This is a genomic window from Ursidibacter maritimus (assembly GCF_009761395.1).
In the GTDB taxonomy this organism is placed as follows: domain Bacteria; phylum Pseudomonadota; class Gammaproteobacteria; order Enterobacterales; family Pasteurellaceae; genus Ursidibacter; species Ursidibacter maritimus.
The window spans coordinates 13,304-27,272 of sequence record NZ_LEKN01000012.1; the positions used below are offsets into that span (position 1 = coordinate 13,304).

Annotated in this window: 16 protein-coding genes; all 16 read left to right on the plus strand. The window is 38.3% G+C overall.

What is annotated here, in order from left to right:
* Positions 1-10 precede the first annotated feature (10 nt).
* Complete coding sequence (locus tag A1D26_RS02595; protein ID WP_157402539.1) at positions 11-517, plus strand: integrating conjugative element protein; 507 nt, start codon at positions 11-13, stop codon at positions 515-517.
* Positions 514-2,676, plus strand: coding sequence for a type IV conjugative transfer system coupling protein TraD (traD, locus tag A1D26_RS02600; RefSeq protein WP_157402540.1), 2,163 nt, complete (start codon positions 514-516; stop codon positions 2,674-2,676). Before A1D26_RS02595 ends, traD begins: the two co-directional genes overlap by 4 nt.
* Positions 2,657-2,992: a hypothetical protein gene (locus A1D26_RS02605; protein WP_157402541.1), complete on the plus strand. Its 336-nt coding sequence runs from the start codon at positions 2,657-2,659 to the stop codon at positions 2,990-2,992. The genes traD and A1D26_RS02605 overlap by 20 nt, the downstream gene beginning before the upstream one ends.
* Positions 2,992-3,732: a TIGR03747 family integrating conjugative element membrane protein gene (locus A1D26_RS02610; protein WP_157402542.1), complete on the plus strand. Its 741-nt coding sequence runs from the start codon at positions 2,992-2,994 to the stop codon at positions 3,730-3,732. Before A1D26_RS02605 ends, A1D26_RS02610 begins: the two co-directional genes overlap by 1 nt.
* A 326-nt stretch (positions 3,733-4,058) precedes the next feature.
* Entirely contained in the window at positions 4,059-4,385 is a 327-nt protein-coding gene (locus A1D26_RS02615) for an integrative conjugative element protein, RAQPRD family (RefSeq protein WP_157402543.1), read from the plus strand.
* Positions 4,382-4,618, plus strand: coding sequence for a DUF3262 family protein (locus A1D26_RS09745; protein ID WP_157402544.1), 237 nt, complete (start codon positions 4,382-4,384; stop codon positions 4,616-4,618). The genes A1D26_RS02615 and A1D26_RS09745 overlap by 4 nt, the downstream gene beginning before the upstream one ends.
* 32 nt (positions 4,619-4,650) lie before the next feature.
* Complete coding sequence (locus A1D26_RS02625) at positions 4,651-5,010, plus strand: TIGR03745 family integrating conjugative element membrane protein (RefSeq protein ID WP_198303054.1); 360 nt, start codon at positions 4,651-4,653, stop codon at positions 5,008-5,010.
* 14 nt (positions 5,011-5,024) lie between these two features.
* A complete protein-coding gene (locus A1D26_RS02630; RefSeq protein WP_157402545.1) occupies positions 5,025-5,402 on the plus strand; it encodes a TIGR03750 family conjugal transfer protein in 378 nt (125 codons plus the stop codon).
* Positions 5,399-6,043 carry a PFL_4703 family integrating conjugative element protein gene (locus tag A1D26_RS02635; protein ID WP_157402546.1) on the plus strand — a complete coding sequence of 215 codons (645 nt, stop codon included), beginning with the start codon at positions 5,399-5,401 and terminating at the stop codon, positions 6,041-6,043. Before A1D26_RS02630 ends, A1D26_RS02635 begins: the two co-directional genes overlap by 4 nt.
* Positions 6,044-6,049: 6 nt before the next feature.
* A complete protein-coding gene (locus A1D26_RS02640; protein ID WP_157402547.1) occupies positions 6,050-6,889 on the plus strand; it encodes a TIGR03749 family integrating conjugative element protein in 840 nt (279 codons plus the stop codon).
* Positions 6,890-6,898: 9 nt separating this feature from the next.
* On the plus strand, positions 6,899-8,323 hold the full coding sequence (locus A1D26_RS02645; RefSeq protein WP_232516787.1) for a TIGR03752 family integrating conjugative element protein: 1,425 nt from the start codon (positions 6,899-6,901) through the stop codon (positions 8,321-8,323).
* A 10-nt stretch (positions 8,324-8,333) separates the two neighbouring features.
* Positions 8,334-8,747: a TIGR03751 family conjugal transfer lipoprotein gene (locus A1D26_RS02650; RefSeq protein ID WP_157402548.1), complete on the plus strand. Its 414-nt coding sequence runs from the start codon at positions 8,334-8,336 to the stop codon at positions 8,745-8,747.
* A gap of 12 nt (positions 8,748-8,759) precedes the next feature.
* Positions 8,760-11,603 carry a conjugative transfer ATPase gene (locus tag A1D26_RS02655; protein ID WP_232516788.1) on the plus strand — a complete coding sequence of 948 codons (2,844 nt, stop codon included), beginning with the start codon at positions 8,760-8,762 and terminating at the stop codon, positions 11,601-11,603.
* 43 nt (positions 11,604-11,646) lie between these two features.
* Positions 11,647-12,021 (plus strand): hypothetical protein, encoded by a 375-nt coding sequence (locus tag A1D26_RS02660; RefSeq protein ID WP_157402549.1) that lies wholly within the window; start codon positions 11,647-11,649, stop codon positions 12,019-12,021.
* A 54-nt stretch (positions 12,022-12,075) separates the two neighbouring features.
* The gene (locus A1D26_RS02665) at positions 12,076-12,423 is read left to right on the plus strand and encodes a hypothetical protein (protein WP_157402550.1); all 348 of its coding nucleotides are present in this window, start codon (positions 12,076-12,078) and stop codon (positions 12,421-12,423) included.
* On the plus strand, positions 12,423-13,937 hold the full coding sequence (locus A1D26_RS02670; RefSeq protein WP_157402551.1) for a conjugal transfer protein TraG N-terminal domain-containing protein: 1,515 nt from the start codon (positions 12,423-12,425) through the stop codon (positions 13,935-13,937). Before A1D26_RS02665 ends, A1D26_RS02670 begins: the two co-directional genes overlap by 1 nt.
* Positions 13,938-13,969: the final 32 nt, after the last annotated feature.

Genomic DNA, 13,969 nt, shown 5'->3' on the forward strand with positions numbered 1-13,969 from the left:
TAGATAAATAATGAAACAGAATGTATTTACATTACTTTGTCTGGGGATTTTCTCTATAAATATCTCCGCTGAATTAAAAGTCATCGCTGATCTCGGGGGGGAAAGTGCAGTACGTTTCTATGAACCTATTCAACCTGTCCATTCAGAAACTGCTCCAAAACATCCCAATGCTATTCCATCACAAGTGACTGAAGAACAGTTATTACCTGTGGTTTCTCATAAATGGTCGGTAGGAAAAGTGCAAGCAAAATCGTTGAATTTGCCTGGTGCATTACCAATGTTCTTAATTGGTGCAGATGAAACATCTCGCCAGTGGCTTAGCCAACATCGAGATGATTTAGTCAAAATGAATGCAATGGGATTGGTGATTAATGTGAATACCGTTGATGAAATGAATATCTTACGAAACATTGTACCTCAATTAACGTTGATGCCATCACCTGCAGATACCTTAGCAGAACGATTAGGTATCTTTCATTATCCACTGTTATTGACAGCGGAGGGCATTTCACAATGAGTAACAAATATCTGATTGAATCATTACTTAGACCCCCTGTTGAATTTTATACCTCTATTGCCAGTGCTAGTGCCGCCGCTTTATGCATTGGTGCCCCTTGGGCATTGGCATTAAATCCAACTGTTGGTCACGGACTTGGGGCTGGGTTTGCGATATTAGCTCTAGTTCGGGCTAAGCAAGGTTGGAAAATTATTCGCTATCAGCGTAATTTAAAGCGATTATCTCGCTATACAATGTCTAGTAAACAAGTACCAGTAGGCAAAAAATACCTATTCTTGGGACAAGGTTTCCGCTGGACTCCTCGTCATACACAGCGTTTGCACGACTGTTTTCAACAGTACGGTGAAAAATATGTTACTCCGTCCGCACTGTATTCTTGGGTCAAAGCATTTGAGAAAAAACACGAAGATCATTTTTTAAGTCGTTTAACCTCTAAAGATCACCCTCTAAATCCATTTCGACCTTTGCCACCTGTTGAAGGTAATCCTGCTATTCACGGTGTAGAACTCAATGAGGAAAATGTGACTGTACCGTTATCCAGTCGTGTTGGACATATGTTAGTGCTTGGCACAACTCGTGTCGGTAAAACCCGATTAGCTGAATTGCTCATTACTCAAGATATTAATCGTGGAAAGACATTTGAAGAACGAGAAGTAGTTATTTTCTTCGATCCTAAGGGCGATGCCGATATTCTGAAAAGAATGTATGCAGAGGCAAAACGAGCGGGGCGAGAAAATGAATTCTACTGTTTCCATTTAGGATGGCCCGATATTTCAGCTCGCTATAATGCCGTTGGTCGCTTTAATAAAATTACAGAGGTTGCTTCTCGTATTTCAGGGCAATTAAGCGGTGCTGGTAATTCAGCTGCATTTAAAGAATTTGCTTGGCGATTTGTGAATATCATTGCTAGAGCTTTGGTCGAACTAGGCTATCGACCTGATTATGAACAGATTGCTAGATATGTACGCAGCATTGATTCGCTCTTTTTAGAATATGCTAAAGTCTATTTCGACAGGCAAAATCCCGACCTGTGGGGAGCTATTGCACAAGCGGCTGCTAATATCGATCAGAAAAATTTGTCTTTTGCGATGAAAGGTCGAAATCCAATGGTTGTCGCTGTTGAGCAATATATTCGAGACGAAAAGATTTTCGATCCCGTACTAGATGGGTTGTGTAGTGCGGTGCGTTACGACAAAACATACTTTGATAAAATTGTTGCCTCGCTTTTACCGTTATTAGAAAAATTAACATCAGGTAAAGTTGCTGAGTTATTATCGCCTAATTATGCAGATATTGCGGATACTCGCCCTATTTTTGATTGGGAAGAAGTGATTCGTAAAAAAGGGATTGTTTATGTCGGTTTAGATGCACTGTCTGATTTGACTGTGGCATCTGCTGTGGGTAATTCAATGTTTGCTGACTTAGTTTCGATGGCTGGTCATATTTATAAATTTGGTATTAATGACGGTTTACCTCATCAACCTGGGACAAAGCAATCTAAAATTTCGATTAATGTACATTGTGATGAGTTCAACGAGTTGATCGGCGATGAGTTTATCCCTCTTATCAATAAAGGGGGTGGTGCAGGTATGCAGATTACCGCCTATACACAGACGGTTTCTGATATCCAAGCTCGTACTCAGGATGCATCAAAAGCAGGACAGATTGTCGGGAACTTTAATACTATGGTAATGCTGAGAGTAAAAGAACCCGCTACGGCTGAATTACTGACTAAAAATTTACCCAAAACAAGTATTTTAGAAGTGATGGCCATCTCAAGTACGACGGATAGTAATGACCCGACATCAGATAAAGACTTTGGCTCTAATACGGGAGATCGTGTTATCGTGAAAGATGCTGAGATGCTTTCGGTAGCAACGATTATGAACTTACCTAAGGGGCAAGCATTTGCAATGATTGAAGGTGGTCAATTATGGAAAATCCGTATGCCGCTCCCAGTAGAAGATAAAGATGATATGATGCCAGCAAGTTTACAAGAATTAGCCAATAATATGCGAGCAAACTATCGCACTGGCGAAAACTGGTGGGAGGGTGTGAATAATTATCAACCTAACGCAGAAGTAATGGCAAGTTTTGATGAATTAAATAAATCTCGATTCCCAATAGGAAAACTACAAGATGAACCCGAAAATAACTAACGTATTATTAACTCAAATTCCCGATATGTATGTATTACTTGATAGCGAGAACTTCTTATGTTCGAGTACGGGTAAATTCGCTCAGGAAAGATTGGACTTCTTTGCCAGTACTATTTATCCATACTGGGATGAAACTCGTTGTTCATTGCACGGACTAGCTGAGTATTTGACACAATTTGATATTGAGTTATGGACGGCTAATGATGTTCAGCTCTCTAAAAATATGGAGTTTGCCTTTGACATCAGGTTCAATAGCAAATATCCAGGTAGGATCTTAGTACAATGTGAATTATTTCGTAAAGAGAGTGTGCATTAATGGCTCAAAATCAACAAGAAAATTCGTCCCCAGCGAGAAAAGAATCAAGTTTGCCTTGTCGTATTGTGACTACATTGATTATCTCACTTATTTTAAGCATCATTGTTGAATGGTTATGTATTACGTTTGTATGGCCTGAACAAGGACATTTACACAGTAAGCAAGTAATGCAAGATGAGTTAGGGTGGCTTTCAGCTGAGTTCCAGCAAAGCCTCATTTATAGTTATCCTGTGACACTTGCTGAGCAGATTATTCAGTTTCTTCATCACTGGTTATTTGTTAAGACAGGTATTCAGCAATTATTAAATACCCCCATCGATCACGTTTCTGATATTAATTTCCGTCAAATGAATTGGGATACAGTCAAAAATACAGATTGGTTAGCTTATGCAATGTTTTATGTAAGAGCCTACATAGAATCGACTTTATATGTCATCATCGTCTTTGTTATTCGATTAATGATCATCGTGTTAACCAGTCCCGTGTTTCTGCTTGCTGGGCTTGTCGGATTAGTTGATGGCCTTGTTAATCGAGATCTACGTCGGTTTGGTGTTGGTCGAGAATCAGCCTTTAAATATCATCACGCCAAAAGAGCGGTTGTCCCTGTGATGTTTATTGCTTGGATAGTTTATTTATCATTGCCATTTTCTATTCATCCTAATTTGATATTAATTCCAGCAGCACTTTTGTTCGGGATAATGATTTCACTTACTGCATCAAATTTCAAAAAATACTTATAATATATTCCTATCGTTAATCACATAATGTGAACATTACCGCATAAAATTAATAATTCTTATGCGGTAATTCACCCAAAGGTGTGCTTGAAAAATAATAGGGGCGGACATACAATAAATACAAGAAAGAGTAAGCCCTTTCATTTCACTCTTAAAAAGGTAAATTTTAAATTCCTTGTATCCTCCCTTTTTATTTCTTTGTTAAGCCGAGTCCTATATCGCTTTTTCATAAAACTCTCTTATTTTTACATAGACTTTTTCATTACATTTCAAAGCCGATTTTTGCATTATTTCTTCGCAGTAAGTAAATAATTATCTTGGAGAAGACGATGCTAAAACATTTCCCGATTTTTCTTTTTTTGTCTGCAGGTTTGCTATCAGCTAATACCTTTGCTGATGAGCAAGCAGAGCTTGAGCAAGCTATTCGGCAACTAGAATCAGCAAAGCAAGCCTTAGTGAGAGCTCAAAGTCAAGCTAAATCCACAAATATTAAAACTCGTTTCTACTTTGATTATGCCAAAGCAAGAAAAGAGATTGATATGGTTCGTTCAGGCATTCATTACTATCTTAATAATGATAGAGCTCAACCTCGTAATCCTGGGGATGTACGTACATTAACAGGTGACTATGAAAAAACTAGAGTTCGACAAAAATGAGCATAGCTAAAACAACAGAAGCATTCAATATTGGTTCCAATAGTAATGCTACCGATGTGAGTAACTTAGTTGTTGCTGGGGTATTTGCATTTCTATTTTTAGTCTGTGCATATATTTTACTCAAGCTATTTGAGGAAGTTAAATCAGGCAATCTAAAGCTGAATAAATTTCTAATGATTTGCGTTAGAGTTTTCTGTTTCATCTGCATTCTAAGCTATTTCTTATTGCATTAAGTACTTAATCTCTATATTTAAAGGATCTTATTATGAAAAAGATGATTTCCAATCTTAAAAACACAATCAAAACTGCTGTTTCAGCGACCATTATTTTTGTTTTATCTGCCCCTGCATTTGCTGATTTACCCAAAATGCAGGCACCTAGTCGTGGTGAAGGTTCGGGTATTATGGATACGATTAAAAACCACGCATATGATGCATTAATTTTAGGTGGTTTGTTACTTGGTGCATTTGCATTTATGAAAGTCGCTGGCTCTCTCATTTCTGAATTTGGTGAAGTTCAAGCTGGACGTAAGAAATGGGGTGACTTAGGAATGCTTGCATTAGTCGGTGCTATTTTATTAGTTGTTATCATTTGGTTAGTTACCGAAGCAAGCAAAATCCTATAAGAAAGGACTGTTTTATGAAAGAAGGAGCATCAACAACAGAAACTATCACGTTCATCCCTGAACGACTTAATCGTCGTCCAGCGGTATTTAGAGGAATGACCTTTTTTGAGTTGGTTTTGGTGATGTTTATTGGTGCCGCATTAGGTGCCCTATTAGGGTTGTTGGTGATACTCCTTTTTCCTGTTGATTGGTATGCAATTCCAATGGGGATGTTAGCTATTGGCTATTTAGCAATGCGATTCGGCGGTGCTTACATTTCTCGCCTAAAACGTGGTAAGCCAGATACTTGGTTAGACCGTTTTGTCGAATTTAAAACTCACCCCTCTAAATTCATTACTACGTCACATTATTGGTCAATTAAACGTACGGTTAAAAAGGCAAAAAGAAAATGAGTAAATACAATAATGCACTACGAAGTGACCGCTTTCACATCCAAAGTCTCAGAATTGTTATTTTTTTACTAACTATTATTTGTGCCATTTTAGGCTATGGTTGGTATTCTGCTCCAAAATATCTCACTATTCATAACCCACCCGATCTTCGCACAGGATCAACTCGAGCGTGGTGGGAAGTCCCAACATCTTCTGTTTATGGTTTTACTTTTTATATATTCCAGCAATTAAATCGCTGGCCTCAGGATGGTGAGAAGGACTATAAACGCAATATTGAAGCACTATCTCCATACTTAACACCTCAATGTTATCAATTTTTACTTAAAGACTATGATCAACGTGATTTATTAGGCGAACTTCGTGACCGTGTCCGTGGCGTGTATGAAATTCCTGGTCGTGGTTTTAGTCAAGATAGAGTTAAGGTCAATAGCCAAGATGATTGGGATGTCACTTTAGATTTAAGTACGGACGAATATTATTTAGATAACCCAGTAAAACGGGTCTTGGTTCGTTATCCATTGCACGTGGTTCGTTATGATGTTAATCCAGAAGCTAACCCTTGGGGATTGGCTCTCAATTGTTATCGTTCAACGCCACAACGTTTAGAACTTCAATCAAAAGCAGAATCAGAACATAAGTAGGTAAGTATGAAGAATCTCACAAAGTATTTAATTAGCTCTCTTGCGTTATGTATTAGCTCAATCAGTTCAGCCGAACTATTAATGCAGTGGCAACGCATTCCTTTAAGAATCGATCTACATATTGGTCAGGAACGAATTTTGTTCCTAGATAAGAATGTACAAGTCGGTGTACCGTCAGAGTTAGATAATAAATTAGATGTTCAAAGTGTCGGCGGTGCAGTTTATCTTAAAGCTAAAAAAGAGTTTTCGGTAAATCGTTTGCAGTTACGAGATATCGAAACAGGGCAAATTATCCTAATTGATTTAAAAAGTAAGGCAGGAAAAGAAAAGTTAGAGGCAATTCGTATTATTTTTGATGAGAAAGTCGCCAGTAATGCAGAAAAAGTCGATCAAACTTCTGTATCTGATGAAGAGGTTGCACCAATTAAAAATGCACTGCCAATTCCTGCTGCCATTACTCGTTATGCTGCTCAATCTCTATACGCACCGCTTCGTACAGTTGAACCGTTACCAGGAATTCAACGTGTTGCAATGAAATTACCCAAGTCACTGCCGACATTGCTCCCCAATTTATCAGTTCAAGCTACGCCACTTGAAAGCTGGGGAATGGATGGGTATGTAGTGACTGCAGTACGTATTAGACACTTAGAAAAACGGAGAGTGAACCTAGATCCGAGATATTTACAGGGTAATTTCTACTCAGCGACCTTCCAACACAATTGGTTGGGTGAGTATGGTACACCTGAAGATACGACAACAGTATATCTAGTGACTTTGGGAGCTCCAAATAAAGCAATTGTACCCGCTGTAAAGAACGTCAAATCAAAAAATAAATCTAAGCGTTAGGAGGGGAAAATGGCTGCATTAAAAGCGAATGGAATGACTAAATTCATTGTATTTATTATTGTAGGGTTAGCAATCTTTGTCGGGGTCTATGCATTAAAAGGTAAGCAACAAAATCCTGAACCACTTAATACTCAGCCATCAACCGTTGTATATGATTTAACAGAATCAGAACAACAGGAGCTTGGTCTAACTGCTGGAGATACTCCTCACGATACACTTAAAACCCTATTGGGTGCTGTAAAAGATACTCGAGCAGAGGTAAAAGCAGTTAGGGAGCAGAATGAAAAATTAAAGCAGGAAAATAATGCGTTAAAGAATAATGCTAATAACATTTCACAGCAAATTTCTGACGCATTAGAACAAAAACAATTTGAGTTTGAGCAAAAAATTGAATCAATACGTCGAGAAGTGGCAAGTTCTCCGATAGTATCTCAAGAAAATAGTTCAAATACAGTTGCTGTTCCTGAGCAAAATTATCCAATTGGATTAGGAAGTGAATCATCCCCAAAAACGATTCAAAGTATACGAGAAGGAACAAAATGGGTTGAGCCAAGCGATGCTGTTTATAAAGATAGAAATGGTAAAATTATTGATTCTTCTGACCCTAGTGCTACATCGACTTTTCCTAATCCCTTCAAGGCTTTAGATGAATCAGCTGTTGGTGAGTCCGCTAAACAAATTCAAAGCAATCCTAGCTCAGAGAGAAAAAGTAATATCACTCCATTTTTCACGATACCAGAAAATTCAACCTTACTTGGTTCAATATCAATGACAGCATTGATTGGTCGTGTGCCTATTGATGGTAACGTCACAGATCCTTACCCGTTCAAAATAAAAATTGGTCAAGATAACTTGATTGCAAATGGAATTGAATTACCTGATGTTGAAGGTGCTATTGTATCTGGAACGGCAACAGGTGATTGGACGCTATCTTGTGTGAAAGGTAATGTGGAAAGTATCACTTTTGTATTTAGTGATGGACGTATTGCTAATGCTCAAAATACCAAAAATGGACAAAATGGTAAAGTTGGGATCGGTTGGTTATCAAATCCAAACGGTGTTCCGTGTATTTCAGGAGAGCGTAAAACTAATGCACCTGAATACTTAGCGAGTCAGTTTTTATTGTCTGGCGCTAGTGCTGCAGCACAAGGTTTAGCGCAAGGTCAAACAACAACTGTCGTCGACAATGGCTCGGTAATTGGAGCAGTAACGGGGAATCAAGGTAAATTTATTCTTGGCCAGGCACTGGGAGGAGGCTTACAAGAAACAGCAGATTGGTTTAGACAACGTTATGGTCAAACTTTTGATGCCGTCTATGTTCCACCAGGTCAAGCAGTTGTAGTGAATATCTCTCAAGAATTAAAGATTGACTATAACCCGAGCGGACGTAAGGTGAAATATCAACATTCTAGTGCTACTCGTCGCTTAGATTAAGGAGTTCAAAATGAAATTTAAAACATTAATACTGTTATTGCCATTCACTCTTGCATTGACTGCGTGTTCAACCTCACAGGATGAACTTCTGCCTCCTGGCGATCTTTCTATGAAAGAAATTTGGGAGCAAGGTGGTAATGGTAGTCAATCATCTATTATCGAAGCTAGAAATGCATTGCAATTTGTTCGCCCCATTAATAGTGCATTAGCAAATGGAGAGGAAAATAAACATTACACGAGAACTGCTGCAAATGAGGCAACAAATTTGTTTCCTCGTTTACCAAATCCTGACTTAGTAATGTATGTATTTCCACATCTTACCGATACATTAGAACCTGTTCCAGTCCCTGGATATACCACCGTATTTCCTTTTTATGGGCGAGTACAATATGCTCAACCTGGTGAGCGAACTCGAGATTATTAACAAGGAGGTAGTATGTTTGGACGATTATTCGGGAAGTCTAGAACAGCAATAAAAGAGCCTTTATCTGAAAGTGTCATATTGTTAAATGAGAGCAAGGCTATGGAGGAAAAATCTACTCCAATGTTCTTAAAACGACAAGGTAATTACACTCGTAAAGAACATTTATACCAGTATCAAGCTCAACCATCATTTGTTGACAAATTACCTTGGGTCGAGTTTTTAGATGAACATAAAGCCTTACTACTTGAAGATGGTCGTTCTGTTGGTGCAGTATTTGAATTAGGCGTTATCGGGACAGAAGGTCGTTCCGCTGACTACTTAGCGAACGTCAGAACACAAGTTTGTAATGCCATTCAAGATAGTTTTGCTGAATTAGATAGTTCACCTTGGGTTGTGCAGTTTTATTGTCAAGATGATGAGATGTCTATGGAGTATGAAGATATTTTACGTAGTTATGTAAAACCCAATGCTCAAGGCTCAGAATTCACAGAACAGTGGCTCAGTATTATGAGCAAGCACTTAAAAGATGTATCTAAACCAGGTGGATTATTTGAAGATAAGGCAGTAACAGGGACACAATGGAGAGGGCAACAGCGTCGTACTCGAATGGTAGTTTACCGTTATGTTGAAAAACATATCGCTTTAGATCAAGCATTGGAAGATCTGAATGCAACCTGTGATAGTGTCACTAATTCTCTGTTAGGTGCAGGTATTCGCTCTAAACGATTAGATGGCAATACAATCCATCAGTGGCTTTTACGTTGGTTTAATCCTTCTCCTAGAGATTATGAAAATCCCGAGGAATTCTATAAGACTTGCCATTATACAATTAAAGAAACAGGCAAGCCCGATGATCTCTACTTAATGAATGATTTCTCTGAAACACTATTGGTTGACACACCCAAAACAGAGGGAAGTTATTGGTATTTTGATGACTGCCCGCACGAAGTCATTGTTGTTGATTCATTACGTCGATCTCCCGAAGTTGGTCATCTGACAGGGGAAGTGAAACGTGGCGACAATGTTAATAGTTTATTTGATTTATTACCTGAAAATACTGTGATGGTATCTACTATTGTAGTCTATCCACAGGATTTACTTGAAACTCACATTCAAGGAATTAGTGATGGTGCTTTAGGGGAAAATACAGAATCCATCTATGCCAAAAAAGACTGTGAACGAGTCAAAGAATATTTGAAAGATAAGCATAAGTTATATCGCTCCTCACTTGCCTTTTATGTGAGAGCTAAAACGCCTGATGAATTAAAAAGACGCTCTCGTCGTTTACGTACAACATTACAATCTACAGGGCTAATTGCGGTTAAAGAAGGAATGGAAATAGCTCCATTAAGTAGTTATATCCGTTGGTTGCCAATGTGTTTTAATCCTGCTGAAGATCGCAATAATCTTTATACAAAATTCAATTTTGTACAACATATTGCAAATTTATTACCTGTATTTGGACGTGCAACAGGTACTCGTCATCCTGGTATCACTTATTTTAATCGAGGTGGTGCCCCTTTAGATTTTGATCCTCTTAATAAAGATGATAGGGCTAAAAGTGGTCATTGCCTAATCCTTGGACCAACAGGAGCAGGTAAGTCTGCAACGCTGAATGGTAAAATTGCACAGCTAATGGCTATACATCGCCCAAGGCTATTCGTTATTGAAGCAGGGAACTCTTTTGGTTTAATGTCAGAATATGCTGAACGTTACGGTTTGACGGTTAACCGAATCACATTGAAACCTGGTGGAGGTGTGTCACTACCTTTATTTGCTGATTGCCATCGCCTAGTTGCAGATCCTGAGTTGTCTAAAACACAAAGTGAGTTATTAAAAGAAATTCAAAGTAACAATTTAGAAGACTCCCCTATCAAAGAAAATGTAGATGAAGAGGAAGGTGATGATCAACGTGATATTCTTGGGGAAATGGAGATTGCCGCTCGCTTAATGATTACAGGTGGGGAAGTTAAGGAAGATGAAAAACTCACTCGTCCTGATAAGGCAATGATCCGTAAAGCGATTTTATTAGCTGCACAAAAGACATATGAGGCTGGCCGTACCACACTTACTCAGGATATTCGTGATGCATTCTATGATTTAAGTCAAGATGAATCATTACCAGAGGCTCGTCGTACTCGAGCTTATGAAATGGGTGAAGCCATCGGAATGTTTTGTTTGCCTGGTAGTTTTGAAGCAGAACTCTTTAACCGAGAGGGTGAAATTTGGCCAGATGCAGATATTACCCTTGTCGACTTAGCAACTTTAGCTCGAGAGGGATATGAAGCTCAGTTGGCCATTGCGTATATTTCATTAATCAACCATATCAATTCATTAGGTGAGAAACACCAATTTTCTGGGCGACCCATTGTGAATATTACCGATGAGGCTCACATTATTACAGTCAATGCAATGCTTGCTCGTTTCTTGACTAAGGCTGGTAAGATGTGGCGTAAATTGGGTATTTGGCTATGGTTGGCTACCCAAAACTTGAAAGACTTCCCTGGTGATGCATCGAAATTGCTTTCAATGCTTGAATGGTGGGAGTTGCTATGTCTTGAAAAAGATGAGGTTGAACAAGTCAGCCGATTTAAACAACTTACACCAGAGCAGATATTTCTGGTGACATCTGTCCGTAAGGAAAACCGTAAATATACTGAAGGCGTTGTGTTATCAAGCAAAATGGAAGCATTATTTAGAGTTGTGCCACCGAGTTTATATTTAGCATTAGCAATGACTGAGCCAGAGGAAAAAGCGGAGCGAGCAGCATTGATGAGAGAGTTCAATATCTCTGAGCTTGATGCTGCAATTAAAGTTGCTGCGAATATTGACCAAGCAAGAGGTATTGCAGCTTAAAAATGTTCTCTATGATCACTGTTGTAAAGCAAAAGAGGTATTAATGAAACAACATTCCTTATTTACGATTTCATCTTCATCTATCGAAGTGGATGAAATCCAAAAATATCTGTCATCGGTCTATAACGAGCCTATGCAGATGATTATTATGGCGCTAAAGCAGAAATTAGGACAGGTACAATCCTTTCATTTGCATCCTTATCGGGTAAATCGAGTTAACTATCTTAAAGTACGTTTTGATGGGGAGCTAGGACAGTTTTACCTTACGATTGAACTTTCAGGATATATAGAATTCCCTGAAATTCCAGAAATACTTTCACGATTACACATTAATTTGAGTGATGCAACCGATGCTTATTGGTTCGTTCAATATGTTAAACATAAATTATGCACGTCTGTTGTGGATAAGTCAGTGTGAAACTGTTGAATGAATTAGCTAGTGTATTGATTTTATTTATTATAGGTGGCTATTTTGAGTGGTGTTGAAAAAACGAACAGTAATGTGATAAAGGTATTATTATCCAGTATTAAAGTTATCACTATGTCAGTGTTATTTCTTTTGATCATATTCTTGTTTGCTTATATTGCATTGCAATATGGGGTAAAAATCGAAAGTTTAGTAAGTAGTGTTCGTACTCATTGGCTCATTTGGCTATTCATTCGCTTTGTTATTTATGGCTTAGGCGCTTTCTTATTGTTCTATATTTATCGACGTACCAAAGGTAACATACCGTCTGAATATAAAAGATTGGTTAAGGCTGCAATTATTAGTGTGTTAGTCATTGAATCAATTAACCTTGCACAATTACTGGGGGAATAATGGATATTTCATTGACCGTAGATACCTATTTTGAGTTTTTTCTCACACTATCAGCTTGGGTTATCCATAATGAATTATGGGATTTATTGACGCACACAGGCGTCTTTGCATTACCATTCTTATTTAATATTGCTAGTTTGTTCCTCAAAGTTCGAGAAGAAGGGGATGATGAAGGTAATAAAGGGCGATTACTAGCGACAAGAATTGAGAACAGTATTTATCTCAGTTTGTTAGTTATTATCTTCACTTGCTTACCTGTATTCAAAGTCTCTTATTCCACCTTGCAACTCAATACAGAGCGAATGAAAGAGTGTGGGGTATCTGTTTATAAACCTCAAGATACAACCATTGCGGGAATATCGTCAGAACTAAGCGGAAAAAATGCAGTATTACCTATTTGGTGGGCATTTACATATAGTTTAGGTAAAGGAATCACCCACGGTGCGATAGCGGCAATACCTTGTAAACCTGACTTACGTCAGATTCGTTTTGAAGTGCAAAATACTCAAATCACAAATCCTGTGTTACGAAGAGAAATACAAGATTTTGTAGAGCAATGCTTTATTCCTGCAAGAGCCAAAGTAAAACGTCAGCAAATAGAGTTAGATGAGGTACAATCTCGGGATATTGACTGGATTGGCTCAACGTTATTTATTAATACCCCTGGATTCTATGATATTTATCGCTCAAAATTACCAAGAACACATTGGGCATATGATCCTAATAGAGATGTAGGACTACCCAATACAGGAAATGGAGGGTTTCCATCGTGTCGAGAATGGTGGACAGACAGTAGTGTTGGACTCAAATCTCGATTACTGGAACAGGTCAATCCTGATACACTTACCAAGATTCAAAAAATATGGAAAAGTGACGGAGATTATACTGATTTAGTTATACGCAGATTAGTAAGTCCACAGAATATTGCGGTTTCTTCTGGTCGTGTATATGGTGGATATGGTGCGAGTAGTCAATTCTGGAATAGTCCAGATATATTAGAGAATGTACCAGGGTTTGTTACTTTTGGAGCCGGTGCTTTAGGTGCAACGGCAGGCGGTGCATTATTAGCTCCCGCATTTGATACGATCAAACAGGCATTACCAATGGTACAAGGACTGATATTACTCGCAGTGGTTATCGGTATTCCATTAGTCACAATATTCAGTGGATATAGTGTGAAAGCGATTGTGACACTTACATTTGCTCAGTTTTCTTTCTTCTTCCTCTCATTCTGGTGGGAATTAGCTCGTTGGATTGATACTTGGATGTTGGAAACACTCTATAACAGTGATACTCATTCAAAATTTAATTTTGCTGGCATAATGAATGATGCGGATGATGGTATCTTAAAACTGGTTGTTGCCACAATGTTTCTTGTATTGCCAACATTATGGTTTTTGATGCTGGGTTGGGCGGGATTGAAAGCAGGAAATGGGTTAAATAATCTAATAAACGCTGGTGTCAAGGGTGTTCAAGATGGAACTCAAAAGGTTGTTGATAAAACAATAAAGTAATTTAGTCATAATCAGGCGTAGCTGGTATAAAC